The following is a 25114-nucleotide window of genomic DNA, read 5'->3' on the forward strand; positions in this document are numbered from 1 at the left end:
GGGGCGGGCGCGCACGGGCGGGTCGATGCGGAACGACACCGTCGACGTCGTCCGACATCGAGCCTGTCGTTCACACGCGCCTGCAACTGTCCGCGCACGCTACAGGTGACCGAGTCGGTGTCGTACGACATCGACCCTGTCGTTCGGCGTCCACACGAAGCCACAGTCGCGCAACGTAACGGGCCCGATCCCTCGTGGCAGAGTGGCACTGCAGCGCACCGCGAAGCCTCGCGCGCGGCCCCCGACTCCCGACAGTCCGCACCCATCGAGAGGAAGGCAGCGCATGCCCTTCGAGAACACCGACCGCATCCAGGCCACCACCGCCGGATCGCTCCCCCGCACCCCGGAGCTCATCGCCGCGAACGCCGCACGGCCCGTGGCCGCCGACGGCTTCACGCTCGAGACCACCGACGAGGTCCGCGCCCTGACGAGCGCGGCCGTCGACGACGTCGTCGCACGGCAGACCGCGCTCGGCATCACGCAGCCCGGTGACGGCGAGTTCGGCAAGGCGATGTCGAACAGCGTCGACTACGGCGCGTGGTGGGGCTACTCGTTCCAGCGCGTCAGCGGCCTGAGCCTGACCGACGAGAACATCTTCTCGCAGCAGCCGGTCCGGTCCACCCCGGGGAACATCCGGCTCACGAGCTTTCCGGACCGCCGCGACTGGACGATCTTTCACGACGCCTACACCGACCCCGAGTCGGGCATCGGCACCGGCAAGAACGCCACCGCGTTCCCGACCACGACCGGTCCGATCACCTACACCGGCCACGAGGCCGCGGCCACCGACGCGGCGAACCTCAAGCACGCGGTGGAGGCCGCCGGCGCGGACAACGGCTTCATCACGGCGCTCTCCCCCGGGTCCGCCGCCCGCATCGCGAACGAGTACTACGCGACCGAGGAAGAACACATCTGGGCGTGGGCGGACGCCCTGCGCGAGGAGTACACGACGATCCTCGACGCCGGCCTCGTGCTGCAGATCGACGACCCCTCGATCGCCGAGAACTGGGACCAGATCAACCCCGAGCCGAGCATCGAGGACTACCGCGCCTTCACCCGCATCCGTGTCGAGGCGCTCAACCACGCGCTGCGCGGCCTCGACACCAGCCGCGTGCGCTTCCACCTGTGCTGGGGCTCCTGGCACGGCCCGCACACGACCGACATCGAGCTCCGCCACATCGTCGACCTGATGCTCGACATCGACGCCGGTGCGTACTCGTTCGAGGCCGCGAACGCCCGCCACGAGCACGAGTGGACCGTCTGGCAGGACGTCGCCCTGCCCGAAGGCAAGGTCATCGTCCCCGGTGTCGTCGGCCACGCGACGAACGTCGTCGAGCACCCCGACCTCGTCGCGCAGCGCATCGAGCGGTTCGCCTCGGTCGTCGGGCGCGAGCGCGTCATCGCCGGCACCGACTGCGGCCTCGGCGGCCGCGTGCACCCGCAGATCGCCGCGGCGAAGCTCGAGTCGCTCGGTGAGGGTGCCCGGCGCGCGAGCGCGAAGCTCTTCTAGCCGCCCGTTCCTTCCCAGAACGGCTGCGGTACCTGGTGAGATCGGGCGTACCTGCCAAGAAGAACACGGCAGGTACGGCCGGTTCCGCCAGGTACGCCCGATTCCGCCAGGTACGCCCGATTCCGCCAGGTACGCCCGGTTCGGGCAGGTACGCCCGATTCCGCCAGGTACGCCCGGTTCGGGCAGGTACGCCCGATTCCGCGAGGTACGCCCGGCTGTGCACGCGCGCACGGACGATCGGGAGGCCCGGTGCCAGCTGGCACCGGGCCTCCAGGCCGTCAGCGGATGCGTCTACCGACGCGAGCGGCCGAGCACGACCGCCGCGCCCGCAGCGGCGACGCCGAGCCACACGAGGGGGCGCGTGACGCGCCGTCGTTTCGCGACCCAGCCGCCGTCCGTCGCGTTCGCGGCGTCGGCGGGGGCGTAGAGGTTCCCGTCGGTCGGCGCGCCCTCGCCACGGAGCGCGAACGTCTCCACCATCGGCTTCGTGATCTTGTGGAACAGGCCCGGGAACACGTACTGCAGCGGCACGAGCGATGCCTGGATCCGTCCGACGAAGCGGTAGCGCTTGGGGTGCGTGGCGGCCTGCACGACGGCACGGCCAGCTCGCTCAACCGAGACGGTGGGCGGCAGCGGGTGCGAGGTCTTGCCGGTGTAGTTGGCACCGTTCTGGTAGATCGGGGTGTCGATCGTGGACGGCAGCAGCGCGGTGAACTTGATGCCGGTGCCCGCGAACTCGTCACCGAGCACGTCGACCAGGCCGAGCGCAGCGTGCTTGCTGGTGACGTACGCCGACTGGTACGGCGCCGAGAGCAGCGACTGGATCGAGCCGACGAGCACGTAGGTGCCCTTCCCGCGCTGCTTCCAGTGCGGCAGCAGGTGCGTGATCGCGTTGAGGTGCCCGTACAGGTTCGTGTCGACGACGCGCTTGAACGCCTCGGTGGGCGTCTGCTCGAACAGGCCGTAGACGAACAGGGCCGCGTTGCCGACGAAGACGTCGATGCGACCGAAGCGGGTCGTCACGGTGCCGATGAGGTCCTTGACCTGGTGCTCATCGGCGACGTCGGTCGGGATCGCGATCGCCTCGGCGCCGAGCTTCCGGCACTCGGCGGCTGCGGCCTCGAGCGAGTCGTGCCCGCGTGCGGCGAGCACGAGCGTGGCGCCCTGCCGGGCGAACTCGTGTGCGGCGGCCCTCCCGATGCCGCTCGATGCTCCGGTGATGACGACGATCTTCCCGCGGTACCGATGTCCCATGTGTCCTTGGTACCCGGCCGTGGTCCGTTCCCGCACAGCCGGGTCGTACCCCTGCACGCGGTGCGAAGATGGAGCATGCGCAAGGACGACCTGACCGTCGACGAAGCCGCGGTCATCGCCGAGCACGCCCGCGCCGGTGTCCTCGACGTCGACGACCCCGAGGTGCGGAAGGTCGTCGAGCAGGCGAACCGGGTGCTGGTCCGTGCACAGATGTGGGGCGAGGAGCGGAGCCCGAAGCTGCGGCGTCGCCGACGGCTCATCGCGGTCGGCGCCCTCGTGATGGTGCTCGTCTGGGTCGCGGGCCTGCTCGTGCCGCTGGCGATGCGCTTCGGCTGACCGGTGCGTCCCGCGGACGAAGCGGGATCCGGGCCTGTTCAGGTGCGGCCGGATGGTGCATGATCCGACGACCACACCACCATCGCGCTGCAGGGAGCACGACATGGACCAGCACATCGATCGACGGCGCTTCATGGCGCTCGGACTCGCCGGAGCCGCGACGACCGCCCTCGGCGCGACGGCGATCGGCTCGGACGGCTCGGCACAGGCCGTGACCGGAGCTGCGGCGCCGACCGCTGCGCCCGTGCTGCTCGCCGCCGACGAGTTCGACGGCCCAGCCGGCAGCGCGCCGAACCCCGGGATCTGGCGGTACGACCTGGGTGCCGGCGGCTGGGGCAACGCGGAGCTGCAGACCTACACGGACTCGCGGCGGAACGCGGCGCTCGACGGTGCCGGCAACCTCGTGATCACCGCACACCGCGAGGCCGACGGCTCGTACTCGTCGGCCCGGCTGAAGTCCGAGAGCACCTACACCGCGCAGTACGGCCGCATCGAGGCGCGGATCCGCATCCCCCGCGGCCAGGGCATCTGGCCGGCGTTCTGGATGCTCGGCGCGGACATCGGGCAGGTCGGCTGGCCGGCGTGCGGGGAGATCGACGTCATGGAGAACGTCGGGGACGAGCCGGGGAGCGTGCACGGCACGGTGCACGGCCCCGGGTACTCCGGCGCGCAGGGCATCTCGGCTGCCTACACGAACCCTTCCGGAGCAGCGTTCGCCGACGACTTCCACGTGTACGGGGTCGACTGGCGCCCCGGCTCGATCACCTGGACGGTCGACGGTGTCGCGTACCGGACGGTCACCCGGGCCGACGTCGGCTCGGCTCCGTGGGTGTTCGACAAGCCGTTCTTCGTGATCCTCAACGTCGCGGTCGGCGGGAACTGGCCGGGTTCGCCGGACGCCTCGACACGGTTCCCGCAGCAGATGACGATCGACTGGCTGCGGGTCCACCAGAACGGCTAGCCGGGATCGCCGAAGCGGACGAGCGTCAGGGACGGCGGTTCGCCCGGGCGACGAGCCACAGGTAGGTGCTGTGCCCGACCAGGGCGAGTCCGAAGAACACCGCGGCGACCGCGTAGACCCGGTCGAGCTTGCCCTGCCCGATCACGAGCATCACGACGCAGAACGCGACGGCGATCGCGAGGACACCGACCTGCACGGTCGACCAGATCCGTCGGAAGCGCGGCATGCCAGTCTCGTTCACACCACCCATTCTGCCCGATGCCGTCAGTGCTTCTCCGGGTCGTGGCCCCAGTTCATGAGCGAGTACCGCCAGGGGGTGTCGTGCACGTCGCCGTCGGGCCGCTGCTCCGAGTGCCGGGCGACGTAGCCGACGACCTTCCGCATGTGCGCCAGGTCGTCGTCGGTGCGGTCGGCCTTGTGCTTCTCGAGGATGCGGACGATGTGCCGACCGCTCTCGTGCCCGGTCGACTCGCCACCGCCCGAGGGCTTCTGCCCGACGGACTTCGACTCGTCGGTGTCGAGCCACTTCCGCAGCTCGGTGGCGGTCATGTTCACCGCGTCGTCGAAGTCGGCTCGGGTCTGCTCGTCGTCGTGCTCGCTCATGCGGTCGAGACAACCCGACGGTGCTGGACGACTGCGCAGGGCGGATGCGCCTCCGACCGCGCCCAGCCCCTCGCGCGTTTCCTGACACTGCGAACCCCGCACCCGAACAGGAAGAGGCATCACATGCGCGCAGTCGTGTGGCACGGCATCGGCGACATCCGGCTCGACGAGGTCCCGCAGCCGACGATCCAGGACCCGGAGGACGCGATCGTCCGGATCACCCGCAGTGCGATCTGCGGCACCGACCTGCACTTCGTCCGCGGCACGATGGCACCGATGGTCGAGGGCACGATCCTCGGTCATGAGGCCGTCGGCGTCGTCACCGAGGTCGGGGACGCGGTGCGCGGCTTCAGCCCCGGCGACCGCGTCGTCATCAACTCCACCGTGTCCTGCGGTGCCTGCCGGTACTGCCGGATGGGCAAGACCGCCCAGTGCGACCGCTCGAACAGCAACGGACCGCAGGCGGGCACCGCGTTCTTCGGCGGCCCCGCCTCGACCGGACCGGTCGACGGCATGCAGGCCGAGTACGTCCGCGTCCCGTGGGCCCGCAACACCATGCACCCGCTCCCGGACACCGTCTCCGACGAGCAGGCGATCCTGCTGTCCGACATCTTCCCCACGGGGTGGTTCGGCGCGGAGCTCGCGGGCGTCACGCGCGGTGACGTCGTGGTGGTGTTCGGCGCCGGGATCGTCGGACAGTTCGCGGCGGCCTCGGCGTACAAGCAGGGCGCGGCCCGCGTCATCGTCGTCGACGGCGAGGAGACCCGGCTCGCCGCCGCGCTCGCCCAGCACTGCGAGGTCGTCGACTACAACGCCGAGGACCCCGTCGAGACGATCATGTCGCTGACCGACGGCATCGGCGCGGACTGCGTGATCGACGCGGTCGGCGTGGACGCCGAACGCCCGAAGCGCGGCCCGGCGGCGGTCGACCAGGACCAGGCGGCGGCGTTCGACGCCGAGGTCGCGGCGGTCGCACCCGATGCCGCGCCCGACGGCTTCGGTGCGCAGCAGCAGTGGAAGCCCGGGGACGGCCCCTCGCAGGTGGCTCGCTGGGCGGTGGCGAGCGTGGCGAAGTACGGCCGCATCGGGATCATCGGCGTGTACGGACCGACGGCCGAGCACTACCCGATCGGCGAGGCGATGCTCAAGAACCTCACCGTGCGGATGGGGAACTGCGATCACCACTCCGTCACCCCGCCGCTGATCGACATGGTGGCCGCCGGACAGTTCGACCCGACGGCCCTGATCACCGAGCACGAGCCGATCACCGACGCGATCGCTGCCTACCAGGCGTTCGACCGACGCGAACCCGGCTGGATCAAGGTCGAGCTCGGCACCTCCTGAACCGAACGCGACGCGCCGGAACGCGACGCACTGGACCGCGCTGCATCGGACCGCGCTGCACCAGACCAGGACGACACCGGGTGGGAATGGAACGGCCCCGCCCGGTGTCGAACTCTCCACCGACCACGAAGGAGCCCACCATGAGCCTCGACCTCCACAAGAGCACCGGCGCCGGAACCGTCACCGACGAGCGCGCCTGCCTGCCGAAGCCCGTCCTGCCCACCCTGCACGACGAGCGCACCCCGTCCTTCGGTCGCTGGCTCGGACAGATCAACCACACCGACTGACCCACCGTCGGGAGCGAGGGCGCCCACGGCCCGGCCCCTCGCCGCGCACTGCTACCGTGCACCCATGTCCTGGGGCCGGCGGTACTACGCGCTGCAAGCCGTCGGCGGAGCGGCCTGGTGGATCGCCGTCGCGACGCTGCCCTGGATCCGCACGGCCACGCTCGGCTCGCTCGACCCGGTGCTCGTCGCCGTGTTCGACGTCCCGCTGTTCGTCGTCGCCTCGGCGCTCGCCGCCGCCGGTGTCCGAGCCGCCGCGGTGGGCACGACGGTGTGGACCGCCCTGGTGCTCGTCGCCCTGAGCGTCTGGGCCACTGTGACCGGCGAGGCCGGCTGGGGCGTGCTCGTCATGCTCGCCGCCACGATCGGCTCGGCCCTCGCCCTCGCCCTGGTGCTGCTCGGACGGGTCCCGACGGAGTGGGTGACGAGCGGTCCGCTGCGGATCCGCACCGCCGACGCCAGCGCCCCGCGCTCCCGGCACGTCACCGCGACCGTGCTGCAGATCGTCGTCTTCTGGGGCCTGTTCCTCGGGGTGCTCCCCCTGCTCATCGCGTTCGCCGAGCAGCGCTGGGGCCTGCACCCGGACCTGCCCGCACCCTTCGTCACCACCCGCACCGTCGTCGGTGTGGTCGTACTCCTGCTGGCCAGCGCGCTCGGCATCGCGTCGGCAGCGGCGATGTCGACGAAGGGCGAGGGCACGCCGCTGCCCTCGGCCACCGCGAACCGCCTGGTGGTCGCCGGGCCGTACCGGTCGGTGCGGAACCCGATGGCCCTGGCCGGCATCACGCAGGGCGTCGCCGTCGGGCTGCTGCTGTCGTCGTGGCTGGTCGTCGTCTACGCGGTCGCCGGTTCCGTGGTCTGGAACTGCATCGTCCGCCCGCTCGAGGAATCGGACCTGGCGGAACGGTTCGGCGACGACTTCCGCCGCTACGCCGAGCAGGTCCGGTGCTGGGTGCCGCGGTGGCCGGTGCCGGCGCGCGTGGGTTCGCTGCCGCTCAGCTCGTCGCGCCGCTGATGTTGACCAGCCACGACACCCCGTGGCGGTCGGTCAGCATGCCGAAGGTGTCGCCCCAGGGCGCGGTGGTGAGTGGTTCGATGATCGTCGCGCCCTGGGCGAGGCCGTTCCACCACCGCGTCAGCAGTTCGTGGTCGTCGCCGCTGAGCGAGAGCGAGATGCTGCTCTCCGCCGGTGTCGGCATGCCGGACGGCGCGTCCGAGGCCATCAGGAGCAGGCCCTGGTCGCCGTCGAGCTGGCCGTGCATCACCTTGTCGGCGTCGGCGGGGTCCTGGCTCATGCCGGCTTCACCGAACGTGCCGATGGTGAGCGTCCCGCCGAAGACCGAGTGGTAGAACTCGAGCGCTTCGCGGGCTCCGCTCCGGAACCCGAGATAAGGGTTGAGGCGAACGGTCATGACGGTCTCCCTCGTCCTGCGCGGGCGCCGTCGCCCGCGTCGTGATCATCGTGGCAGGTCCCGCGTCCCCTCGGAAGGAGACGCCGTCGTCTTCGTCCGGCGCCGCCAGGTCGTCGAGACGCCTCCACATTCGGCGGCGTCTCGACGACGGCAGGGCGTCGCAGCAACACACCGGCGTGTTCGAAGCAGCACCAACGCCGGACTGGAGGCGCGTGGCGGCGCCGCCACGCGCCTCCAAGCCGTCACGCGGCGGGGTCCACCACCCGCGGTCGCGCGGACGGGGCGAGCTCACGGATCCGCTTCGCGGGGACGCCGGCGTAGACGCCGTGCGCCGCCAGGCGGCCGACGACCACGGCGCCGGCGGCGACCACGACGTCGTGCTCGATGTGGGCGCCCGGCAGGATCGTGGCGCGGCCGCCGATCCAGACGTGCTCCTCGACGACCACCGGGCGGCCGGTCGCGACGTCGCTCCACCGGCCCTCGGCGTCGATCTCGTGGTGGCTCGTCATGATGAGCACCTGCATCCCGATCGCGGTGTTCGCACCGATCGTCACGGGGGCCACGGCCTCGACGGTCACGTTGCGGTTGCAGAAGACGCCCCGGCCGATGGTGAGGTGCTTCGGGTCCCCCGTCAGCGAGAACCCGGTCCCCACACCGGACTCGGCGCGTGCCCCGGCGGCACGGAGCAGCAGCCGCCGGACGATCCGGGGCAGCAGCGGGGATCCGAGCAGTGCCGTGAAGACGAGGTGCTCACGGGCGTAGGAGGCGTCCTCCACGAGCCGACGGCCGAACGTCGACGGATCGGTCGTCGGCGGGACGGCCGTGGTCGGGACGGGTGGTGCTGCTGAGCCGGCCATGGGGTCTCCAGTCGTCGTGGCTGCGTGTCCGTGCAGCGCAAACGTAGGGCGACGATCGTCGGCGATCGGCCGGACGGTGAGCGGTTGCGGGATTCTTGCGGGGCCGCGCGGCTGCTCGCTACGCGCGGGCGCCGTCGCGCGCGGTGGACGCCGTCTGCCGGGGCAGCTCGCCGAACTCCTCGCGGTAGCTCCCTGCGAACCGGCCGAGGTGGGCGAACCCGGTGGCCCGGGCGATCTCGGCGATGCTCCGCCCGTCGCCCGACTCGAGCTGTTCGCGGGCGAGCAGCAGCCGGATGCGACGCAGGTACATGGTCGGGGTGATGCCGTGGTGTCGCTGGAACGCCGCCTGCACGCCGCGCACGCTCAGGCCGGCGGCCTCGGCGACGTCGTCGACGGTGATCTGCTCGGTGGCGTGCTCGAGCAGGAAGGTCTCGGCACGGGCGAAGCGGGCGGTGGCGGCCATCGCCGGCTCGTGCTGCCCGACGGGCCAGTGCGGGATCGCGGTGAGCAGCCCACCGGCGGCGAAGCGCGCGAGCTCCCGCTCGCGTTCGACCGGGACGGCGTCCGGTCCGGCCAGGACCTCTTGTGCGATGGACCGCACCATGAGCCACCAGGCAGCGAGCGGCGCGCCCTCGGGGACGTGCCGCGGACGGAACTCGATGGGACCCGGGGCCCAGTCGCCGCGCTCGGCCGCGACCTGTTCGACGATCGAGCGGTCGATCCGCAGGACGTCCTTGTTGCAGGCGATCCAGCGGAAGCGCTGGGGCCCCTGACGGAAGAGCGTCGGCCGGCCGATCTTCACGGTGTTCTCGTCGAGCTGGGCGACCCCGGACTTCATCCAGAAGATCATCATCGCGTCGCCGGGCTCGATCGTGCCGCTCAGGACCCCGGTGCAGCGGGTCGACTCGAGCGACAGCAGCGCCGTTCCGCGCACGCGCTCCTCGAACACGAACTCGGCGTCCGTCGGTTCGACCGACAGTCCGTGGGTGATGTGCGTCCGGGCCATCGCCTCGGCCGCCACCGACGGCTCGGCGGTCTGGATCTCCCGCAGCAGGCGGTGCATGGTCTCGGGCACGTGATGATCCTGACGACAAGTCGGCGTCGGCGCAACGAGCGACGCGCCGTGTTCCTGTACGGCGGCCAGCAACGGCGCTGTTGGCTGTGCAGATGGAGGCCCGGACATGAAGCAGATCCAGTACGACCGTTCCACGATCTTGACGAGCGACGACGTGGCCGATGCCGTGATCGAGTACGCCGCGGCCCTGGCCGGTGGCAACCGGGCGGACACCGTCGCGATCCCCTCGGTGGCGACGGACGGCACCATGACGACCACCAAGGTCCTCATCGGTCCGTCGAGTCAGCTCGTGGTCGAGGACGCCGAGGAGGACGAACTCGAGCGCGAGGACACGGTGTTCGTGGCACGGCTGCGGGCCGCCGCGCTGACGTTCGAGCACGACGAGGTGATCCACGCGGACACCCGGACGGACCTGACCGAGGGGCCGGTGGCGTAGGGGCGCCGGCTCAGCGCCCGAAGTCCGGCGGCGACGCGTTGGTGTCGACGGCGAGCGCGGCCTCGGTGCGCCGGTCGAGTTCGACCAGGAACGCCTCGCCCTCGGGTTCGAGGTCGTCGTCCGGAGCAGGCTCGAGGGCGACCGGGATCGCCGGGGCCAGGAGCACCTCGATCGTGCTCGCCACCCCGAAGTCGTCGGCCGTCGGGATTGACACGACGTCGCTCAGCCGGCTCTGGTGCAGTGCGGCGGCGTACCGGATCACCGCGTCGGCGATCGAGTCGCTCGTCAGGATGCGGACGGTGCCCGCGTAGTTCACGTACTTCAACGTTGCTCCCTGGTGAAGAGGAGCTTCCGTCGCGGTGACGGTTCCCTGATCCGGTGCCACGGTAGGCCGCCGTCGTGCCGGGTACACATCTTCGGGCACCGAACGGGGTACGCCGTGACCCTGGACAGGCGTTCAGTGGCGCCCGCCCAGCATCGGGGACGTCCAGGGAAACCGACCACAGGGAGAGACATGACCGAGCAGCAGCAGCCCCCGGGGAGCGACCAGGAGCTCACCCCGAAGGCCGACCACGGCGAGGAGTCGTACCGCGGCTCCGGCAAGCTCACCGGCAAGCGCGCCGTCATCACCGGCGGGGACAGCGGCATCGGGAAGGCCGTCGCGATCGCGTTCGCGCGCGAGGGTGCTGACGTCCTGATCAGCTACCTGCCGGAAGAGGAGGACGACGCGCAGGACACGAAGCGCTGGATCGAGGAAGCCGGTCGGAAGGCCGTGCTGTTCCCGGGCGACGTGAGCGATCCCGCGTACTGCCGATCCGTCATCGACCAGGCGGTCTCGGAACTCGGCGGGCTCGACGTCCTCGTGAACAACGCCGCCTACCAGATGACCCACGAGACGATCGAGGAGATCAGCGACGAGGAGTGGGACCACACCCTCGCGACGAACCTCAGCGCCTACTTCCACCTCGTCAAGGCCGCGCTGCCGCACCTCGGCCCGGGGTCGTCGATCATCGGGTCGAGCTCGGTCAACTCCGACAACCCGAAGCCGAACCTGGCACCCTACGACGTCACGAAGGCCGTCGTCGCGAACCTGTCGGCCGCGCTGGCGCAGCTGCTCGGGGAACGCGGCATCCGCGTGAACAGCGTCGCCCCCGGTCCGATCTGGACGCCGCTGATCCCGTCGACGATGCCGCCGGAGCAGGTCGAGCAGTTCGGCAAGCAGTCGCCGCTCGGCCGTCCCGGCCAGCCGGCCGAGCTCGCACCCGTCTACGTGCTGCTCGCCAGTGACGACGGCAGCTACGTCTCCGGCGCGCGGGTCGCCGTCACCGGCGGCACCCCGATCCTGTGACGGGACGCCGGTCCGGCAACGGGACACGGTCCGGCAACGGGACACGGTCCGGCAACGGGACCAGGTGACGGACGGGAGGCCCGGGGCACGACGTGCGCCGGGCCTCCCGTCCGTCGTCGGGGGACGCTCCTGGCTGAACCGCCGCCCACCGGGGCCGGCCTACGTTCAGGGCCATGTCCACGCGAGCGAAGACCGTCACGGCGCTGTTCGGCGCCGCCACCGTAGCCCTCCTGCTCACCGCCTGCGACCCCGGCGGAGCGCAGAACATCAACCCCGTCGGCAAGGTCCCCGGCTCCGAGGAGAAGTCGCAGTCGGCCCAGTGCGACGTGGCCGCCAGCGCCGCCGTCGACATGATCGACAAGGCGGTCGGTTCGCACGACACCACCGAGTTCGCGAACATCCAGAAGGGTGACGGCGGCTGGTACCTCGGTGCCGCCATCGTCCCCGCGGACAGCAACGACTCGAACGACGACGAGGTCACCATCTGGGCGACCACCGCCGACCCCACGGCCGACGACTTCGACGGCCCGCTGTACGCCGTGAACGACGTCGCCAAGCAGGCCGTCGCCGACGAGACGACCACCACCTCGGATGCGCCGACGCCGTTCGCCGACGACTCGAAGGCCGCCGAGCAGGTCGAGAGCTGCGTCGTCGAGGCGTCCGACCGCTAGTCGTCGGACACCGCGCAGTGGCCGATCAGTCCTTGGGCTGGTCGGCCACTTCCACGTCCTACGCGGCGCCCGAGATCGGGGACCGGCGGTTCCTCGACGATAGCGGGAAGGTGCGAGGACGTCTGCCACGAGTTCGGGTCAGGAGCAGACGTCCTCGCGCTACGACGCCGTCGGGTTCGACGCGGTGGTCATGACGAGGCCAGCCCGGGAACGGGGGGTCGGGCACCCGCCGGTAGGGTCCGGCGGGGCAGCTTCCGGAGACTGTACGTCGACCACGGCTCAGACGTGTCCATGTTCCGCAGGAACCGGACAGTGCCCGACCGTCCGCCGCGCGCCCGGCTGGGCGTCCGCCCGGGGACTCGTGAAGGCCCGCTCAGCAGCGTCGCAGTTCACTAGACGATCGTCTTCTGAACGCCTACGGTTCCCAGCACCCCGTTCCGCTCCCGAACCGTGAGAGACCGCATGCGCAGCCCCCGCCAGACCACCGAGCTCGAGACCGGCCGCTGACGTGGCCGCGGCGAAGGCGACCGTCCTGCTCGTGAGCGACTTCCCCCTGTCGGCGATGCGGGGTGAACGCGCCGCGCTGGTCGAGCAGGCGAAGGCCTTCGCGGAGTCCGGTCACGTCGTCTGGGTGGCGACTCCGCGCTCGAGCGAGACCGCGGAGCTGCGGAAGCACGGCGTCCGCCTGTTCGAGGTCGAACCGTCGATCAGCGCGCCGGAGAGCGACCTGCCGGTGGTCCGCAACTCGGTCCGTGTCCGCCGGTGCCTCGGCACGCTGATGCTCGAGGAACGGATCGACCTCGTCGTCACCCACTCGGACTTCGGCCTCGCCGCGGCGGCGCTGACCACGGCGCGATCCCTCGAGCTGCCGACGATCCACACCGTGCACGGCTCGGCGCCGGTCCGGGGCCGGACCGCGGCGGCGATGGCGCCCCTCGCACGGCACGCGCACCGTGTGGTGACCGGGATCCGGCCCACGCGGCACCGCTTCACGGGGCACCCCATGGACGACGCTCGCCGCAACATGGCAGTGGCCGTCTCCGGGGCGGCCGACGTCGTCGTCACCCCGACAACGCGGCAGGCCCGCGTCCTGCGCGAGGCCGGCGTCGGCCCGGTCCACGTCGTGCCCAACGCCCTCGGCCGCCGACCGGTCGAACCGCCGCCGGCGCCGGAACTCGGCCCGCTCCGGCTCGTCTGGGCGTCGCGGTTCACCCCGGACAAGCGCCTCGACGTCCTCCTCAACGCGATCCGGCTGGTGGAGATCCGGCTCGGGGCACACGCCGTGCGGGTCGACGTCGCCGGCGGGACCGTTCCCCCGACCCGCACGCCGGTGTCGGTCCGTGTCCACGGCCGCCTGTCGTCGCAGGCCGTCCACGACCTGCTGCTGTGCGGGCACGCGGCGGTGGTCTGCTCGCTCGAGCACGACGGCCAGCCGATGACCGCGCTCGAGGCGTTCCGGGACCACCGTCCGGTCATCGTGTCCGACATCCGCCTGGCGAGCGAGTTCGGCTCCGCCGCCGTCCTGACCGACGACGAGACCGCGTTCGGGCTCGCCACGACGATCATCGAACTCGCCTCGGACCGGACGCTGCTGCGGCCGCACACCGCCGCCGCCATCGAGCACGCGCGGCTCGCGACGGCGGAGCGGCACACCGATCAGGTCCTCCGGCTGGTCGCCGGCAGCTGCCGGCCCTGAGTGACGGCTCCCCCGCGAGCGCGCGCCGCCCTGGGCGCACCACGGGACGGACGGGAGGCACGGTGCGGGCCCGCCCCGGGCCTCCAGTCCGCAGGCGGTCGAGCAAGGAGAACGCCCCGATGAGGAGGGGGGATCTCATCGGGGCGTTCCGTTCGTGGGGCCGCGTCAGGCGGCGAGGCGCGCAGCGAGCGCGGTGGCGCGGGACCGGAGGTCCGCGTAGGTGGCCTCGTACGCGTCCGGCGTGCCGAGGCGCGAGGGGTTCGGCAGCGACCAGTGCAGGCTGTCGCCGTCGTCGATCGACTCGTGCGCGCGGTCGCAGACCGTGACGACCAGGTCGCCGTCGGCGACGAGGTCGCGGAAGGCACGCGGGACGTGGTCGCCGAGGTCCAGGCCGTGGCGTTCCCCGACGGCGACCGCCCCGGGGGCGATGGCGGCCGCGGGACGCGTCCCGCCGGACAGCGAGCCGATCTCGCTGACCTGCGCCCAGACGCCCGCGGCCAGCGGGGAGCGCGCGGAGTTGCCGGTGCAGACGAACAGCACGCGGGACACCGGTCGGCGCACCGCTGCCGAACCGTGCGGGACGCCGCTCGGCTCGAGGTGCAGGTAGCTGCGGCGCCCGTCGCCGTCGGAGCGGCGTCGCGTGACCAGACCGGCCTGCTCGAGGACGCGCAGGTGGTGCGCCAGGAGCGGCCCGGAGATCCCGAGGGCGGCCCGCACCTCGCTCGGGCTGGCGTCGGACGCGGCGAGCAGGTCGACGATCGCCAGGCGGGCGACGTCGCCGAGGGCCGCGTGCTGCGCCGCACGCCGCTCGAGGTCCTGCCGCCCGGTGTTCATCGGTTCAATGTTGACTGAACCATCTGCCGTCGTCAAGATGAGCGGGTGACGACGAGCCCCGAGCCCCTGCGGTCGTCCGCGGCATCGGTGTTCCTGGTGTTCCTGCGGCTCGGGCTGACCTCGTTCGGCGGGCCGGTCGCACACCTCGGGTACTTCCGTGAAACCTTCGTGGTGCGTCGCCGCTGGCTGCGGGACGACGCCTACGCAGACCTCGTCGCGCTGTGCCAGTTCCTGCCCGGACCGGCGTCGAGCCAGGTCGGGATGGCCCTCGGGCTGCAGCGCGCCGGACTGCTCGGGCTCCTCGCGGCGTGGTGCGGGTTCACCCTGCCGTCCGCGGTGCTGCTCGTCGCGTTCGCCCTGCTGGTCTCCGGCACGCCCGACCTGGCCGGCGCCGGGTGGCTGCTCGGGCTGCAGGCAGCCGCCGCCGCGGTGGTGGCGCAGGCGGTGCTCGGCATGGCGCGCTCGCTCACACCGGACCGCCGTCGGGCGACCATCGCGGCCGCCGCCGCGATCGTGGTGCTGCTCGTCCCCGGCCCGGCAGCGCAGGTCGCGGTCATCGCGGTGTGCGGTGTGGTCGGCGCGGTGTGGCTCCGCGGCGTCGTCGCTCCGCCCGAGGACGTCGCCGACGCCGACGTCGCCGTGCGCCTCCCCCGCTGGGTCGCCGTGTCGGCGCTCGTCGCGTTCGCCGCCCTGCTCGTCGCGGCACCCGTCGCCGCGAGCGGCACCGGGGCCGTTCGCCTGTTCGGGGTCTTCGCGCAGGCGGGCTCGCTCGTCTTCGGCGGCGGCCACGTCGTCCTGCCGTTGCTCGAGTCACAGACCGTGGCCACGCACCTGGTGGGCCACGCGGACTTCCTGGCCGGGTACGGCGCCGCACAGGCCGTGCCCGGGCCGCTGTTCACCTTCGCCGCGTACCTCGGCGCCGTCGCCGACGGCAGTCCGAGCGGGCTCGTCGGCGCGGCGGTGGCACTCGTCGCGATCTTCCTGCCGGCGGCACTCCTGGTCATCGGTGCGCTGCCGTTCTGGCACGTGCTCCGCGCCCTGCCGTGGGCCCGGCGCGTGCTGGCCGGCGTGAACGCGGGGGTCGTCGGGCTCCTCGCCGCGGCACTCTGGGACCCGGTCATCACCGAGGGGGTCCGCTCAGCACCCGCACTGGCGCTCGCCGTGGCCGCCTTCACCGCCCTCACCCGCTGGTCCGCTCCCCCGTGGGCCGTCGTCATCGGAGCCGGCCTGCTCGGCGCCGTCGTCCTCTGATCGGAGCACCCCATATGCCCACCGTCCTGTTCGTCTGCGTCCACAACGCCGGCCGCTCCCAGATGGCCGCCGGCTTCCTGCAGCACCTGGCGGGTGGCCGCGTCGACGTCCGGAGCGCCGGCTCCGAACCGGCCGACCAGCTCAACCCCGTGGTCGTCGCGGCGATGCTCGAGGAGGGCATCGACATCCGGAACGAGCAGCCCGCCCTGCTCAGCACCGATGCCGTCCGCGCCGCCGACGTCGTCATCACGATGGGGTGCGGCGATGCCTGCCCGGTGTTCCCGGGCAAGCGCTACGAGGACTGGGAGCTCACCGACCCCGCGGGGCTCGACCTGGACGCCGTCCGGCCGATCCGCGACGACGTGCGCGCGCGGGTGCAGGACCTCATCGCCCGGACCGCTCCCTGACGCGGTCGAGCAGGCGGTCGACGAGCTGCTCGCGCCACGGGACCGACGACCAGACGTGGTCCGCACCCTCGACCGCGGTGAACGTCGCCCCGCTGAGCAGTTCGCCGTAGCGCCGGCCGTACTCGACCGGGACGATCTCGTCGGCGGTGCCGTGCAGCACGTCGACCGGCCCGTCGTACCCGCGTGCCTGGGCGTAGACGTCGAGTCCGTCCCGGACCTCGTCGACGAACCCGCGCCCGAGGGCGGTCCCACCGAAGTCGAACCAGCCGCGGTCACGGACGGGTGCGAGCGGCTGCCCCTGGATGGTGTCGTGCACGGCGATGTCGTCGACCACGACCCCGGCCGGCGACCACAGGGTCAGGCTCCGGACCAGGTCGGGGACCCTCGCCGCCGCCATCGCCGACTCGACGGCGCCCAGGCTGTGGGCGACGACGTCGATCGGTGCCCCCTGGTCGTCCGAGAACGCCCGGATCATCGTGACGACCTGCTCGACCTCGTCGCCGATCGAGATGTCCGCGAACCGTCCGTCGCTCGTGCCGTGCCCGAGACGGTCGTAGGAGCGGACCGTCAGACCGGTGTCGGTCAGGGCGGTCGCGGCCTGCACGAAGAGCTGGCGCGGACCGATCGACGAGTCACCGAACCCGTGCACGAACAGCACCGAGCCACCGGCAGCCGAGGGTGCCGACGGTGCCGACGCCGACGCCGACGCCGACGCCGGGCGGTACTCCCACCCCCGGAGCGCCCCGCCCCGGTGCTCGAGCCGGATGCTCGTCAGGGCACGCTCCAGCGGGCGTTCCGCGGTCATGCTCAGTTGCTCCGGTCGGCGAACCCGGCCGGCAGGTCGGCGGGCGCAGTGTCGACGACGGTCTCGTCGTCCTGGCCGACGAACTCGAACAGGGTGATGTGGGCGAACTCGGGGACGACGTAGATCGGGTAGGTGGGGCCGGCGTCGCGGTACTCGCGCATCCGGTCCAGGTGGTCGTTCTGGAACAGCACGGTCTTGCTGCCGTCCTCCTCGACCCAGTGCGGGAAGAAGATCGTGCCGTGCAGCACGCGCTCCCCCGGCACCACGGTCACGACGACGCTCGTGCCGGTCGGCTCGTTCCACGACACCTTGTAGACGCCGGCGGTGAGCACCACGAGGTCGACCTGCTGGTCCTTGACCCAGCGCCCGCCGACCATGCCGGAGTGGATGCGGTAGTCGATGGTGGTGGCGTTCTTGACGTACATCTCGTACTGCCAGCCATTGGCGTACGTGTAGATGAACCGGTGTCCGACGATGCCGGAGAGGTCCTGCGACGGGACGGGCTGTGCGACTGAGGTGGTGATCGTCATGCACCCATCCTGCGCCAAACATAGTTTTGTTCCAAACCTTTTTCGAGGACCTAAGCTGAGGACATGGGCAGCGAGCACGACACCGCAGGACTCCGGGACATCGCCCGGCGGCTCAGCGACCAGGTCGGCCCGTTCCGCCGCACCCTGCTGAACGCATCACGCCGTGACGGTGCACTGCCGGAACTGCCTGACGCCCAGATCGAGGTCCTGCGACGACTCGACGAGGCCGGATGGCTCACGCCGACGGCGCTCGGCCGGTCCCTCGGCCTCGCCCGCTCCACGGTCAGCAACCTCGTGACCGCGATGGAACGCGGCGGGCTCGTCCACCGGCGGCTCGCCACCGGCGACGGCCGCAGCACCGAGATCGCCCTGACCGAGCTCGCGTCCGAGCGGCTCCGGGTCTACGACGCCTCGGCCGAGCACGTCCTGGTCGGCGCGCTCGAACGCCTGGGCCCGGACGGGGTCGACGCGCTGCGCGCCGCGCTGCCCGTGCTCGCCGAGCTCCGTCTGGCCATCGAGGAGCCCGGAGCGTAGGGATCGGCTGACAGTGCGCGTGAGCCGTCCCACAGGTCCGGACCGTCGATCACCAGCGGGAACGGGTCACCCTGGCAGCGCGTGCACAGGCCACCCTGGAGGCGCGCACCGGGACTGAGAAGCCGGTCACGGTCGCAGCGCGCGGCGGCTCCAGGGCGCACGGCGGCCCCCAGGGACCGGTTCCATCGTTCTGCCGTGCAGACGACATCACTTCTCCCCATCATCGCCAAGGCGTGTGCGGTGGCAGCTCCGGTCGCCATCGCCGTGTCGCTCGTGGCCGGTCCGGCCGTGGCGGCACCCCTCCACACCTCCACCTCCGACACCTCCACCTCCTCGCACCACACGGTGAACCGTGCGGCGCGGACGACCTCGGGTGGCACGGCGGTCTCGCGGCTCGACCGTCGCGCCGAGCAGCGCAACGAGGCCACGGTCCGGCACCTGTTCCGGTGCGCGTTCCGGTCCCCCGCGTCCGCGAAGGCCCGAGCGGCTGCGCGGACCGCCGTCGCGACCGGTGCCGTCGCGCACGGTGCGACGAGCGCCTCGGGTCCGTCCGCGTTGCTCGCCGAGTTCACCGCCGACCGCTCCCGGGTGCCCGGCGCCCACGCCGTGATCAAGCACATCGCCGGTGACGCGGACCTGGTGGCCGTGCACTGGCAGATCACCGCGAAGCCGAAGGACGAACGCACCGGTGACGCCGCCGTCGACCTGTTCCGCATGCGCGACGGGCGCATCAGCGAGTGGTGGGCACTCCGTCAGACGGTGCCGACGGGGACCCCGGCCAGCGGCAACACGAACAGCATGTTCAGCGACCTGTACCCGGCCGCGAAGCGTGACCGTCACCTGACCGAGCGGCAGGAGGAGCACAACCGGGTGCTCGCCGTGACCGCGTACAACCGGCTGTTCCGCGACCACGACGTGTCCGTCCTCGACGAGAAGTTCGACCCGGCGTACCTGCAGCACAACTCGGTCGCCGCGAACGGCACGGCCGCGCTCAAGCAGTTCTTCGCCGGCAGCGCCGCGCAGAGCCTGCCGAAGCAGGAGTCTGTCATCTCGCTCGCCGACGGCGACCTGGTGTGGACGTTCTCGAAGCCGGTCGGAGCGAAGGCCGACGCACCGTTCGGCGCGGCCGACCTGTTCCGGGTCGACCACAACCTGATCCGCGAGCACTGGGACGTCGTCCCGACGAGCTGAGGCTCGACCCCGGAGCCGCGCGTCTCAGGACGCGCGGCTCCGTCGTGCCCGCTCCTTGATCGCGGTGATGACGGCCGTCTTCGCCTCGGCGTAAGCGTTCATGTCGTCCCAGCTCCGGTCGAGCAGCTCCCGCTTCGTCCGTTCGTACAGCGCCCGGTCGTCGGCGTCGGCGCGCAGGTGGTCACGGAGGAGCAGGTACTCGTCGACCGCCGTCGCACCCCGCTCGTAGACGTGCACGTGGACGTCGCGGGCCGGCGTCCGGACCAGGCGGTGGCCCGGCTCGCGGACGCGCAGCTCGTACCCGGCGGCGAGGAGCTGGTCGAGGTACGTGGCCTCGGCGGTGATGTCGGCGACGACGACCACGATGTCGACGATGGGTTTCGCTGCCAGGCCGGGGACGGCCGTGGAGCCGATGTGCTCGACGACCGGAGCGTCCGCGCCGGAACCGGGGAGGGCCTCCAGGATGCGTCGCCGGTGGTCCGCGAAGACCGCAGCCCACCCGCTGTCGGCGGGGTGCAGGGTCACGGTGACCGGCTCCGGGCCGCCGATGATCTCGACGGTCGTGACGTCCGGGCGGGGGTGGTCCTCGTCGTGCTGCACCCGGACATGATCGCAGCCCGTGGTCGCCGTCGTCGATCGCGTCAGAGCTTCGCGGGGAACGCCGATCCGCGGCCGATGACGGTGAGGAGCGCCGCGACCGCCCCGAACACGATCATGACCACGGCGAGCACCAGCCCGTCGGAGGCCGTCAGCAGCGCGGCGCCGAACAGGCCGGCCGCGAAGATCGCGATGTTGAACGCGACCGGCAGGAACGCGCTCGCGACGTCGGCGTCCTCGCCGCCGGCGGTCGTCAGGGCGGCCTGCAGCTGCGTGGAGGAACCGCCGAAGCCGATGCCCCACAGGCCCGCGGCCACCAGGACCGCGACCGGCGACGTGTGGCCGACGAGCAGCACCACCCCGGCCAGGACGAACAGGCCGACGCTGCCGTGCAGCAGGGGTCGGGGGTGCCGGTCGAGCAGCGCGCCCGTCACGACGACGCCGAGGATCGCGGCGATCCCGTAGACCAGCAGCACCAGCCCGGCGCTCAGGTCGGTACCGGTCGCCCGCAGGTACGGTGAGATGTACGTGTAGATCGTGTTGTGCGCCACCATCCACGTCGCGATCACCGCGAGGATGACCGCGATGCCGCGGATCCGGAACACCTGCACGACGGACATCTTCGCGGCGCTCGTCTGCCCCGGGGCATCCGGCACGAACAGCGCGATCAGCGCCAGGACCACCACGCCGACCAGGCTCAGCCCGATGAACGACGACCGCCAGCCCAGGGCGTTGCCGATGAAGGACCCGAGCGGGGTGCCCAGCGCGAACCCCACCGGCGCGCCCGTCGAGACGATCGCGAGCGACACCCCGGCGAAGCGGGCCGGGCTGATCCGCCGGGCGTAGGTGGCGAACATGCCCCAGATCGTCCCCGACATCGCGCCGGCGACGAACCGGGTGACCAGCGCGACCGCGACGTTCGGCGCGAACGCGGTCAGGGTGTTCGCGACGAGGAGCACGGCGATGGCGGCGACGATGAGCGGCTTGCGGCGGAACCCGCGGGTCAGGGCGATCGCCGGGACCGTGGCGATGACCGTCCCCATCGCGCACGCGCTGACGAACAGGCCGACCGTGCCCTCGCTCGTGCCCATGCCATCGGCGATCGCGGGCAGCAGCCCGGCCGGCATCGTCTCCATGGCGACCAGGAGGAACCCGATCGCGGCGAGCAGGGCGAGCGGGAACCAGGGCAGTCGGCCGTCGCTGGCCCGGTCGGTCGTGGGGAGGTCGGAGGTCGTCGTGGTCACGGACCGACGGTAGGGGCATGGTCCGGCGGACAGGGAGGTTCGGCTGGACCCCGTTTCGCCGGAGCCTCACTGGGCGGGTGGTGGTGGGGCTTCGATGGTGGTGTCCACGAACAGAGGGAGCCCCGATGCCCGTCCGCACCAGACGCCGTCCCGCCGCGGGTCCGCACCTCGCGCTGGGCCCGCTCGCGCTGGCTCCGGTCGTCGCGCTGGTGGTGGGGGCGCTCGCCGGGTGCAGCGGCGTCGACCGCGCGGAGCCGCCTGCGTCGGCGCCGGCATCGGCGGCCGCGACTGCGACTGCAGCTCCCACGATCACCACCCCGACGGAGGCCGACCCCGTGCACATCACCATCGAGCTCGACGGCGAGACCCTGACCGGCCGGTTGACGGACAGCGCGACGGCGCGCGCGCTGGCCGCCCGGCTGCCGGCGACGCTGACCTTCGCCGACTACGGCGGGCAGGAGCAGATCGCCCGGCTCCCCGCGCCGCTCGACACCACCGGCGCCCCGAGTACGAGCGATGCGCCGGCGGGCACCATCGCGTACTACGTGCCCGACCAGTCGATCGTCCTGTACTACACGGACGTCGGCAGCTTCCCGGGGATCGTGCCGATCGGCACCGTCGACGACTTCGGAGCGGTGCGCGACCTGCCGTCCGGCGCCGCCACCATCCGAGTGCGCGGCTGACGGGCGTCCGCCCCTTCCCGCGTCCCTGCCTCGCCTCGCGTCCCTGCCTCGCCTCGCGTCCCTTCCACCGAACAGGAACCACACCCCATGACCGGAACCAGCACCTTCCTCATCACCGGCACGACCCGCGGGATGGGCACCGACTTCGCCCGGACCGCCCTCGACGCCGGGCACCGGGTCGTGGCGACCGGACGCGACCCCGAGCGGGTCCGCGCCGTCCTCGGCGACCACGAGCGCCTGCTCGCCGTCGCGCTCGACGTGACCGACCCCGAGTCGGTCCGAGCAGCAGTCGACGCCGCGACCCACCGCTTCGGCGGCGTCGACGTCCTGGTGAACAACGCCGGGAGCTTCCAGGCCGGGTACTTCGAGGAGATCTCGACCGAGCAGTTCCGCGCGCAGATGGAGACGAACTTCTTCGGAGCGCTCGCGGTGACGCGTGCGGTGCTCCCGGTCATGCGACGGCAGCGCTCCGGGCACGTCGTCAGCATCAGCTCCACCGCTGGCATCGTCGCCGGCGCCGGCGGGAGCGCCTACTCGGCGTCGAAGTTCGCGCTCGAGGGCTGGATGGAGGCCCTGCACGACGAGGTGGCGCCCTTCGGCATCCACACCACCGTGGTCGAGCCCGGCTTCTTCCGCACCGACCTGCTGGCCGAGGGCGACTCGACCTTCTGGGGCGACGTCGCGATCGACGACTACGCCCCGCTCTCGGCCGGGTCGAAGGAGTTCTTCCGCGGCATGCGGGGCAACCAGTCCGGCGACCCCGCGAAGCTCGCGCAGGTGCTGCTGACGCTGATCGCGATGCCCGAGCCGCCGCTGCGGTTCGCCGCCGGCGCGGACAGCGTGGCGGGGATCGTGCAGAAGGGACAACAGCTCGTCGAGCAGGCGCAGGCGTTCCCCGAGCTGTCGACGACGCTCAACCTGGATGTGTGACGACTGCCCCTTGCCACCGTCGGCTACGGGTATTAGCCTTTGAGTTACTACCCGTAGCCGAAGGAGCCACGTCATGCTCGAACACCTGGACACCGAGGGCGGCACGATCGCCTACGACCTCTCCGGAACAGGGCCGCTCGTGGTCCTCGCCCACGGCATGGGCGACAGCCGGCACTCCTACCGTTTCGTCGTACCGGAGCTCGTCGCGGCCGGCTACCGGGTGGCGAACGTCGACCTCCGCGGCTGCGGCGACTCGAGCACCGGGTGGGACGGCTACCAGCGCACCGACATCGCACGTGACCTCGTCGCCGTGGCCCGCCACCTCGGTGGCCCGGCCGTGGTCGTCGGGCAGTCCATCAGCGGGGGCGCGGCGACGATCGCCGCGGCGACCGCACCGGACCTGCTCGCGGGCATCGTCGAGCTGGCGCCGTTCACGCGCAAGCAGTCCGTCGACGTGGGCGGACTCCTGCGCAACCGCCGACACCGCGCCGGCACCGTCCAGCTCGCGCGGGTCATGACGAGCGGCAGCCTGCCCGGCTGGCTCGCGTACCTCGACATCGCGGTCCCCGCCAAGCCCTCCGACTGGGCGACGGAGCGCAGCCGGATCGAGACGACCCTGCGGCGACCGGAGCGGATGGCGGCCCTCCGCGCCATGACCCGCACGTCGCCCGCCGACGCCGGCGAGCAGCTGGGTGCCGTCCGGTGCCCCGTGCTGGTCGTCGAGGGCAGCGCCGATCCGGACTGGGCCGTGCCCCGCGCCGAGGGCGAGCGGATCCTCGCCGACCTGCCGGACGGCCTCGGCGAACTCGCCGTGATCGACGGCGCCGGCCATTACCCCCACACCGAGACGCCGGCGGCGCTCCTCGCCCTGCTGCTGCCGTTCCTCGCCCGCACGCTGCCCGTCGCAGGTCCCGTTGCCTAGGGCGGGGCTCGACCCGGCGACCGTCACCGAGGCCGCGGCGACGCTGGCCGACGAGATCGGTCTGGCCCAGCTGAGCATGAGCCTCGTCGCCGACCGCCTCGGGGTGAAGGCACCGTCGCTGTACAAGCACGTCGACGGACTCGGCGACCTCACCCGCAGGATCGCGATCCTCGGCGCGAACGAGCTCGGTGACGCGCTCCGCGACGCCATGCAGGGGCGCAGCGGTCGGAGTGCGCTCGAGGCGGCGGTGCAGACCGTGCGCCGGAGCGTCCAGGAGCACCCGGCGCGGTACCAGGCAGCCGTCGGCGTCCGGCCGACCGGTGCCGATGACCCCCTGGCGGTCGCACTCGGCCGCACCCTGGCGTCCTTCGCCGCGGCGCTCCGCGACTACCCGCTCGACCCGGCCGACGAGGTCCACGCGCTCCGGGTGCTCCGCAGCGTCCTGCACGGGTTCGCCACGATCGAGGCGTCCGGCGGGTTCCAGATGGACACCGACGTCGATGCGAGTGCAGCGTGGATGGTCGACTTCCTGGATCGCGGCTTCCGTGCCGCGACGACACGGTGACCGTCACCACGGCGGCGCGCCCGCCGAGGCCCGTCGGTCACGACCCGCTCCGTGGCGGCCTCCGGTTCCTGGCGGAGCTCGTCGCGTGGGTGGGCGTGCCGTGGGCGCTCTGGCCCCACTCGCCGGTGCTCGCGATCACCGCCGTCCTGGTCCTCGTCGTGCCGCCGGCGGTGTTCGGGACCCCGGGTGACCGCCCCGGAGGCGATCCGCCGGTCGCGGCACCGGGAGCGGTCACCATCGCGTCGGTCCTCGCGCACCTCGTCGGGGCCGTCGCTGCAGCCTGGGTCCTGTGGCCGACGGCGGTCGCGATCGTCGTCACCGCGCTGTGCGTCGCCGTCGTCGTCTCGGAACAGCCGCGGTGGCGCGCGCTGGTCGGACGCGGGCGCTGAGCCGTTCGTAGGCTGACGCCATGGCAGCAGCAGACGAGACCGGTCCGTTCTGGCACGGCACCGTGGCGGCCCTGCGACCCGGGGAGTTCCTCTCCCCCGGTTTCCGCTCGAACTACCGCCCCGACGTCGTGATGAACCACGTGTACTTCACGGCGACCCGCGACGGAGCCGGGCTCGCGGCCGAACTCGCGGCCGAGCTCGTGCCCGGCGATCGTGAGCCGCGTGTGTACCGCGTCGAGCCGACCGGTCCGTTCGAGGACGACCCGAACGTGACCGACAAGAAGTTCCCCGGCAACCCGACCCGGTCGTACCGCAGTGCCCTCCCGCTCCGTGTGGTCGGCGAGGAGACCGGGTGGACACGGCTCACCCCGGAGGCGTTGCGCCAGTGGCGCGAACGACTCGTCGCGCTCCCGCCCGAGGAACGCGGCGAGATCGTCAACTGACC

General features: G+C 72.2%; 32 protein-coding genes. 20 read left to right on the forward strand and 12 right to left on the reverse strand.

Features of this window, described 5'->3' with window-relative positions:
* The first annotated feature begins 283 nt into the window (after positions 1-283).
* Positions 284-1510 (forward strand): cobalamin-independent methionine synthase II family protein, encoded by a 1227-nt coding sequence (locus DEJ05_RS08995; RefSeq protein ID WP_110863887.1) that lies wholly within the window; start codon positions 284-286, stop codon positions 1508-1510.
* Between the two features lie 291 nt (positions 1511-1801).
* Here DEJ05_RS08995 and DEJ05_RS09000 read toward each other — a convergent pair whose 3' ends face one another.
* Complete coding sequence (locus DEJ05_RS09000) at positions 1802-2764, reverse strand: SDR family oxidoreductase (protein WP_111235116.1); 963 nt, start codon at positions 2762-2764, stop codon at positions 1802-1804.
* 75 nt (positions 2765-2839) lie between these two features.
* On the opposite strand from DEJ05_RS09000, the gene DEJ05_RS18065 reads away from it, so the two are divergent.
* Positions 2840-3100 carry a hypothetical protein gene (locus DEJ05_RS18065; RefSeq protein ID WP_071405277.1) on the forward strand — a complete coding sequence of 87 codons (261 nt, stop codon included), beginning with the start codon at positions 2840-2842 and terminating at the stop codon, positions 3098-3100.
* Positions 3101-3203: 103 nt separating this feature from the next.
* A complete protein-coding gene (locus DEJ05_RS09005) occupies positions 3204-4061 on the forward strand; it encodes a family 16 glycosylhydrolase (RefSeq protein ID WP_111110301.1) in 858 nt (285 codons plus the stop codon).
* Between the two features lie 25 nt (positions 4062-4086).
* Here DEJ05_RS09005 and DEJ05_RS09010 read toward each other — a convergent pair whose 3' ends face one another.
* Positions 4087-4287: a hypothetical protein gene (locus DEJ05_RS09010; protein WP_111110269.1), complete on the reverse strand. Its 201-nt coding sequence runs from the start codon at positions 4285-4287 to the stop codon at positions 4087-4089.
* Between the two features lie 38 nt (positions 4288-4325).
* Complete coding sequence (locus DEJ05_RS09015) at positions 4326-4664, reverse strand: DUF3140 domain-containing protein (protein ID WP_111110270.1); 339 nt, start codon at positions 4662-4664, stop codon at positions 4326-4328.
* Positions 4665-4787: 123 nt separating this feature from the next.
* Between DEJ05_RS09015 and DEJ05_RS09020 the strand changes: the two genes are divergently transcribed.
* The 3 genes from DEJ05_RS09020 to DEJ05_RS09030 all read left to right on the forward strand — a co-directional run bounded on the left by DEJ05_RS09020 (position 4788) and on the right by DEJ05_RS09030 (position 7307).
* Positions 4788-6008, forward strand: coding sequence for an alcohol dehydrogenase catalytic domain-containing protein (locus DEJ05_RS09020; protein WP_071405280.1), 1221 nt, complete (start codon positions 4788-4790; stop codon positions 6006-6008).
* A gap of 140 nt (positions 6009-6148) precedes the next feature.
* Positions 6149-6295 (forward strand): hypothetical protein, encoded by a 147-nt coding sequence (locus DEJ05_RS18070; RefSeq protein ID WP_164941096.1) that lies wholly within the window; start codon positions 6149-6151, stop codon positions 6293-6295.
* Between the two features lie 64 nt (positions 6296-6359).
* Positions 6360-7307, forward strand: a complete 948-nt coding sequence (locus tag DEJ05_RS09030) for an isoprenylcysteine carboxylmethyltransferase family protein (RefSeq protein ID WP_111110272.1) — start codon at positions 6360-6362, stop codon at positions 7305-7307.
* On the opposite strand, the gene DEJ05_RS09035 is transcribed toward DEJ05_RS09030, so the two are convergent.
* The 3 genes from DEJ05_RS09035 to DEJ05_RS09045 all read right to left on the reverse strand — a co-directional run bounded on the left by DEJ05_RS09035 (position 7288) and on the right by DEJ05_RS09045 (position 9636).
* On the reverse strand, positions 7288-7704 hold the full coding sequence (locus DEJ05_RS09035) for a VOC family protein (protein ID WP_110863892.1): 417 nt from the start codon (positions 7702-7704) through the stop codon (positions 7288-7290). The two genes, DEJ05_RS09030 and DEJ05_RS09035, sit on opposite strands and share 20 nt — an antisense overlap.
* 242 nt (positions 7705-7946) lie before the next feature.
* On the reverse strand, positions 7947-8561 hold the full coding sequence (locus tag DEJ05_RS09040; RefSeq protein ID WP_111110273.1) for a DapH/DapD/GlmU-related protein: 615 nt from the start codon (positions 8559-8561) through the stop codon (positions 7947-7949).
* 118 nt (positions 8562-8679) lie between these two features.
* The gene (locus tag DEJ05_RS09045) at positions 8680-9636 is read right to left on the reverse strand and encodes an AraC family transcriptional regulator (RefSeq protein WP_181433108.1); all 957 of its coding nucleotides are present in this window, start codon (positions 9634-9636) and stop codon (positions 8680-8682) included.
* Between the two features lie 106 nt (positions 9637-9742).
* Between DEJ05_RS09045 and DEJ05_RS09050 the strand changes: the two genes are divergently transcribed.
* The gene (locus DEJ05_RS09050; RefSeq protein ID WP_071405284.1) at positions 9743-10072 is read left to right on the forward strand and encodes a hypothetical protein; all 330 of its coding nucleotides are present in this window, start codon (positions 9743-9745) and stop codon (positions 10070-10072) included.
* Between the two features lie 10 nt (positions 10073-10082).
* Here the strand turns inward: DEJ05_RS09050 and DEJ05_RS09055 are convergent, their stop codons facing one another.
* Positions 10083-10397: a hypothetical protein gene (locus DEJ05_RS09055; protein ID WP_146245063.1), complete on the reverse strand. Its 315-nt coding sequence runs from the start codon at positions 10395-10397 to the stop codon at positions 10083-10085.
* 189 nt (positions 10398-10586) lie between these two features.
* On the opposite strand from DEJ05_RS09055, the gene DEJ05_RS09060 reads away from it, so the two are divergent.
* From DEJ05_RS09060 to DEJ05_RS09070, 3 genes are all read left to right on the forward strand, one after another.
* Positions 10587-11420: an SDR family oxidoreductase gene (locus DEJ05_RS09060; protein WP_111110275.1), complete on the forward strand. Its 834-nt coding sequence runs from the start codon at positions 10587-10589 to the stop codon at positions 11418-11420.
* Between the two features lie 173 nt (positions 11421-11593).
* Positions 11594-12091: a hypothetical protein gene (locus DEJ05_RS09065; RefSeq protein WP_110863897.1), complete on the forward strand. Its 498-nt coding sequence runs from the start codon at positions 11594-11596 to the stop codon at positions 12089-12091.
* 538 nt (positions 12092-12629) lie between these two features.
* Positions 12630-13787, forward strand: coding sequence for a glycosyltransferase family 4 protein (locus DEJ05_RS09070; protein WP_146245064.1), 1158 nt, complete (start codon positions 12630-12632; stop codon positions 13785-13787).
* A 165-nt stretch (positions 13788-13952) separates the two neighbouring features.
* Here the strand turns inward: DEJ05_RS09070 and DEJ05_RS09075 are convergent, their stop codons facing one another.
* Positions 13953-14621, reverse strand: a complete 669-nt coding sequence (locus tag DEJ05_RS09075; protein WP_111110276.1) for an ArsR family transcriptional regulator — start codon at positions 14619-14621, stop codon at positions 13953-13955.
* Positions 14622-14666: 45 nt separating this feature from the next.
* Between DEJ05_RS09075 and chrA the strand changes: the two genes are divergently transcribed.
* Together chrA and DEJ05_RS09085 are read left to right on the forward strand one after the other, a co-directional pair.
* On the forward strand, positions 14667-15872 hold the full coding sequence (chrA, locus tag DEJ05_RS09080; RefSeq protein ID WP_111110277.1) for a chromate efflux transporter: 1206 nt from the start codon (positions 14667-14669) through the stop codon (positions 15870-15872).
* Positions 15873-15886: 14 nt separating this feature from the next.
* Entirely contained in the window at positions 15887-16279 is a 393-nt protein-coding gene (locus DEJ05_RS09085; RefSeq protein WP_111030197.1) for an arsenate reductase ArsC, read from the forward strand.
* Here DEJ05_RS09085 and DEJ05_RS09090 read toward each other — a convergent pair.
* Both DEJ05_RS09090 and DEJ05_RS09095 read right to left on the reverse strand, forming a co-directional pair.
* Complete coding sequence (locus tag DEJ05_RS09090) at positions 16257-17084, reverse strand: alpha/beta hydrolase (RefSeq protein WP_111110278.1); 828 nt, start codon at positions 17082-17084, stop codon at positions 16257-16259. The two genes, DEJ05_RS09085 and DEJ05_RS09090, sit on opposite strands and share 23 nt — an antisense overlap.
* A 2-nt stretch (positions 17085-17086) precedes the next feature.
* Positions 17087-17614, reverse strand: coding sequence for a phenolic acid decarboxylase (locus DEJ05_RS09095; protein WP_017885669.1), 528 nt, complete (start codon positions 17612-17614; stop codon positions 17087-17089).
* 63 nt (positions 17615-17677) lie between these two features.
* Here DEJ05_RS09095 and DEJ05_RS09100 point away from each other — a divergent pair, with 63 nt between their 5' ends.
* Together DEJ05_RS09100 and DEJ05_RS09105 are read left to right on the forward strand one after the other, a co-directional pair.
* Positions 17678-18148 carry a MarR family winged helix-turn-helix transcriptional regulator gene (locus DEJ05_RS09100; protein ID WP_111030199.1) on the forward strand — a complete coding sequence of 157 codons (471 nt, stop codon included), beginning with the start codon at positions 17678-17680 and terminating at the stop codon, positions 18146-18148.
* Between the two features lie 240 nt (positions 18149-18388).
* A complete protein-coding gene (locus tag DEJ05_RS09105) occupies positions 18389-19339 on the forward strand; it encodes a nuclear transport factor 2 family protein (protein WP_111030200.1) in 951 nt (316 codons plus the stop codon).
* A 24-nt stretch (positions 19340-19363) separates the two neighbouring features.
* On the opposite strand, the gene DEJ05_RS09110 is transcribed toward DEJ05_RS09105, so the two are convergent.
* Together DEJ05_RS09110 and DEJ05_RS09115 are read right to left on the reverse strand one after the other, a co-directional pair.
* Entirely contained in the window at positions 19364-19939 is a 576-nt protein-coding gene (locus tag DEJ05_RS09110) for a GrpB family protein (RefSeq protein ID WP_111030201.1), read from the reverse strand.
* A 41-nt stretch (positions 19940-19980) separates the two neighbouring features.
* Positions 19981-21180 carry an MFS transporter gene (locus DEJ05_RS09115; RefSeq protein WP_258370570.1) on the reverse strand — a complete coding sequence of 400 codons (1200 nt, stop codon included), beginning with the start codon at positions 21178-21180 and terminating at the stop codon, positions 19981-19983.
* Between the two features lie 125 nt (positions 21181-21305).
* On the opposite strand from DEJ05_RS09115, the gene DEJ05_RS09120 reads away from it, so the two are divergent.
* From DEJ05_RS09120 to arr, 6 genes are all read left to right on the forward strand, one after another.
* Entirely contained in the window at positions 21306-21863 is a 558-nt protein-coding gene (locus tag DEJ05_RS09120; RefSeq protein ID WP_181433109.1) for a cyclophilin-like fold protein, read from the forward strand.
* Between the two features lie 87 nt (positions 21864-21950).
* Positions 21951-22793 carry an SDR family NAD(P)-dependent oxidoreductase gene (locus tag DEJ05_RS09125; RefSeq protein ID WP_111030203.1) on the forward strand — a complete coding sequence of 281 codons (843 nt, stop codon included), beginning with the start codon at positions 21951-21953 and terminating at the stop codon, positions 22791-22793.
* A 73-nt stretch (positions 22794-22866) separates the two neighbouring features.
* Complete coding sequence (locus tag DEJ05_RS09130) at positions 22867-23715, forward strand: alpha/beta fold hydrolase (protein ID WP_111030204.1); 849 nt, start codon at positions 22867-22869, stop codon at positions 23713-23715.
* Positions 23708-24280, forward strand: a complete 573-nt coding sequence (locus tag DEJ05_RS09135) for a TetR/AcrR family transcriptional regulator (RefSeq protein ID WP_111022959.1) — start codon at positions 23708-23710, stop codon at positions 24278-24280. The genes DEJ05_RS09130 and DEJ05_RS09135 overlap by 8 nt, the downstream gene beginning before the upstream one ends.
* Positions 24277-24669 carry a hypothetical protein gene (locus tag DEJ05_RS09140; RefSeq protein WP_111030205.1) on the forward strand — a complete coding sequence of 131 codons (393 nt, stop codon included), beginning with the start codon at positions 24277-24279 and terminating at the stop codon, positions 24667-24669. Before DEJ05_RS09135 ends, DEJ05_RS09140 begins: the two co-directional genes overlap by 4 nt.
* A gap of 20 nt (positions 24670-24689) precedes the next feature.
* Positions 24690-25112, forward strand: coding sequence for an NAD(+)--rifampin ADP-ribosyltransferase (gene arr / locus DEJ05_RS09145; RefSeq protein ID WP_071244431.1), 423 nt, complete (start codon positions 24690-24692; stop codon positions 25110-25112).
* Positions 25113-25114: the final 2 nt, after the last annotated feature.

The sequence above is a fragment of the Curtobacterium sp. MCLR17_045 genome, from assembly GCF_003234405.1.
GTDB classification, from domain to species: domain Bacteria; phylum Actinomycetota; class Actinomycetes; order Actinomycetales; family Microbacteriaceae; genus Curtobacterium; species Curtobacterium flaccumfaciens.